At 64.9% G+C, this 2,665-nt stretch carries 4 protein-coding genes; 1 reads left to right on the top strand and 3 read right to left on the bottom strand.

Going from position 1 to position 2,665, the window contains the following annotated elements:
- Both Q0O95_RS14030 and Q0O95_RS14025 read right to left on the bottom strand, forming a co-directional pair.
- On the bottom strand, positions 1 to 854 hold an 854-nt coding region (locus Q0O95_RS14030; RefSeq protein ID WP_293699982.1), incomplete at its 3' end, for a heavy-metal-associated domain-containing protein.
- A gap of 2 nt (positions 855 to 856) precedes the next feature.
- On the bottom strand, positions 857 to 1,072 hold the full coding sequence (locus tag Q0O95_RS14025) for a heavy metal-associated domain-containing protein (RefSeq protein ID WP_293699980.1): 216 nt from the start codon (positions 1,070 to 1,072) through the stop codon (positions 857 to 859).
- Positions 1,073 to 1,374: 302 nt separating this feature from the next.
- On the opposite strand from Q0O95_RS14025, the gene Q0O95_RS14020 reads away from it, so the two are divergent.
- Positions 1,375 to 1,905: a hypothetical protein gene (locus Q0O95_RS14020; RefSeq protein WP_293699978.1), complete on the top strand. Its 531-nt coding sequence runs from the start codon at positions 1,375 to 1,377 to the stop codon at positions 1,903 to 1,905.
- On the opposite strand, the gene Q0O95_RS14015 is transcribed toward Q0O95_RS14020, so the two are convergent.
- Positions 1,892 to 2,524 carry an MBL fold metallo-hydrolase gene (locus Q0O95_RS14015; protein ID WP_293699976.1) on the bottom strand — a complete coding sequence of 211 codons (633 nt, stop codon included), beginning with the start codon at positions 2,522 to 2,524 and terminating at the stop codon, positions 1,892 to 1,894. The two genes, Q0O95_RS14020 and Q0O95_RS14015, sit on opposite strands and share 14 nt — an antisense overlap.
- Positions 2,525 to 2,665: the final 141 nt, after the last annotated feature.

Genomic DNA, 2,665 nt, shown 5'->3' with positions numbered 1-2,665 from the left:
CGGAAGTCGAAGAAGAGCAGGTAGGCCCCCGGCGTCGGTGCCGTCGCCTCGAAGACGATCTCGGGCCCGGATGTGCTGCCCGGCTCGGGGGCATCCCCGTGCGGGTGCACGTGCAGGTACGCGAGGTCGCCGTCACGCAGTGCGACCAGGTGACCGAACGCTCCGAGATAGGGCTCGAGCGTCGTGACCGGTTCTCCGTCGCGGGTGATGACCATCGTCAGTGCCGAGGACTCGCCGGCGATGAGGTCGCCCTCTACCGTGACATGGAACTCGCCGACGTGCGCTTCGGTCACCGGGCCGGATGCCGTCAACTGTTCGTAGGAGCCCTCGACCTGCACGTGCGTCGAAAGCGTCAGCCCGTCGCCCGTGGCGGTCGGAACGAAGTCGGCGAAGACACGGTAGGTGCCGGCGGCATCCCACGACCACGGAATCGACCAGGTGCCGTCCGCATCGCGGTCGGGGTGGACGTGCCTGAAGTGCTGTCCGTCGGAGCGCACGACGATCAGGTGCATCTCCTCCTCGTGGTCGAGATCGAATTCGTTGACTCGCGAGCCGTCCGGCCCGCCGATCGCGAAAGACAGGGTTCCTTCGGGTTCGACCTCGGTCGGCGCCTCGATGTCGATCAGGCGATATCCGTCCTGTTCCAGGCCGAGACCCAAGGAGTCGGTGCCGGCATCGTGGTCGCCGTGATCGTCGTTCTGATTATCGTCGTGACCTCCGTGCCTCTCCGGAGCTTCCGCCACCCACCTCTCCACGAAGGATGCGGGAATGAGCGCATTCGCCGTGAAGCCGGCCACGACGAACACGGTAACGAGCACCAGCCCGTAGAGGCCAAGGCGTGCTGGCGCCTTCAAGGTCAGCTCCTTGCTGCCTGGTAGCCGGCCTCATCGACGGCCTCGAAGACTGCCGAGTCATCGATCTGGCCCTCCGACGTGACGGCAAGGTGGCCGGTCTGCGCGCTGACCTCGATGTTCGTGACACCGGGAATCTGCGAGACCTCGGAGCGAATAGCACCTTCGCAGTGACCGCAGGTCATTCCCGTTACCCGGTACTCGGTGGTTGTCGTTGCCATGATCCTAAACTCCTTAGCTTCGTGTGGCTCGGGAGCCAGGTTATACCCCTAGGGGGTATGCGTCAAGCGGTGTATCCTCCGAAATCGACCAGTGCACCGGAAGGACCCGGGGTGGGCTCGCTGATGATCGGCATCATCGGAGCGGGTACGGCCGGCACGGCCGCGGCGAAGGCGCTTCGGGAGCAAGTTCGGGACGCGAATACCGAGCTCGCCGCTCGGCTCTAGGAGAGCACCTGGCCGCCCGATTGCTGGAGCTGCACCGTTCGCAGATCGTCACCTACCTCGGTCGCGAGCCGTAAGAGTTGCGCACCAAAGCTGATCACGTCACCATCCGACTCGACAACGGCACGGACGTGTTCGGCGACCTCGTGATCATCGCGCAGGGAACGCAACCGTTGGCCCCCGCTCCATGGGCTGACACAGGTGTGCCTGTCGACGAGCGGCTCCGAACCCTCACCGCTCAGCAGGGCCGACTGGGTGTGGCCGTCCACAGACACCCCGAACTCGGCGCCTATCGCATCGACCACTGGGACGATGCAGTCGCGCAGGGAATGCACGCGGCGCACGGCCTGCTGCACGATTTCGGGCTCGGCGACGATCCCGGCGCATACCTGCCGCCTTCGACGTATGTTGCCAGCGTGTACGGGCACATCCTCTCGGGCGTCGGCCACAGTGAACTCGCGAACAGTTCCAAGCTCGTCGAAACCGAACCGCCGCTGGTTGTTCACAAGTATGACGGCGTTCCGGTAGCGGTGAGCGGGATCGACTCTGTCGCGCTCATCCTCGATTGGCGAACGCGCCTGCATCAGCGGGCGGCCGTTACACCTCGATGATCGTGCCGGGCCCCGCGAGAATGTGTTCTCCTCCCGCGTGTTCGACGGCATCGCGGATGCGGGCGTTCGAAAGCTGGAGCCCCGCCTCCGACAGCGTCATGACGTGCGTTGCGAACGTGCGCCGGGGTCGTACGTCCATCACGAAGTCCATGACCTCCGAGATCTTCAGCCACGGTGCGCCTGCCGGAGTAGCGAGCACTTCGACGGGAGCACCCGGGCCGACGAACGAGTCGCCGGGGTAGTAGAGCTTGCCGTTCACGAAGACACCGACGTTGTCCACGACGGGAATCGACTCGTGAATCACCGCGTGATCGCCACCGAAGAACTGCAGCTCGAAAGGGCCGACCGTGTGCGTTTCACCGGCGTGCACCGGGACGATTTCGAAGTCCTCCGCAGCTTCCAGGACTCCGACGGGGCCGAGGATGGGCGCCTCTGGAAAACGTCGCCGCAGAGACGTCAAGTGCTCGGCATCCCAGTGATCCGCATGCTCGTGCGTTATGACGATGCCGACGAGATCGACAGGGTCGAGCGGCTCCGTGTGGTTGCCGGGGTCGATGATGAGCGTCCGGCCGTCCTCGATGACTTCCAGGCACGCGTGGCCCCGCTTGATGATGCGCATACAACAAGCCTACGCGCCACGAATACTGCGGCGCGTAGGCGAGTGTGTCGGCGGCGAGAGTCCCAGTGTCTCGAAGCCGATCGGTTAGTCGTTGCTCGGCGGGCTGTCCGGCGAGTCAGGGCTATCAGGTGAGTCAGGGCT

It is taken from the genome of uncultured Agrococcus sp. (assembly GCF_945915485.1).
In the GTDB taxonomy this organism is placed as follows: domain Bacteria; phylum Actinomycetota; class Actinomycetes; order Actinomycetales; family Microbacteriaceae; genus Agrococcus.
This window is presented reverse-complemented; position numbering and strand designations above follow the sequence as displayed.

Excerpts from the sequence above, each read along its gene's own strand:
- Q0O95_RS14025 (WP_293699980.1), bottom strand. The coding sequence starts at position 1,072 with ATGGCAACGACAACCACCGAGTACCGGGTAACGGGAATGACCTGCGGT.
- Q0O95_RS14015 (WP_293699976.1), bottom strand. The coding sequence starts at position 2,524 with ATGCGCATCATCAAGCGGGGCCACGCGTGCCTGGAAGTCATCGAGGAC.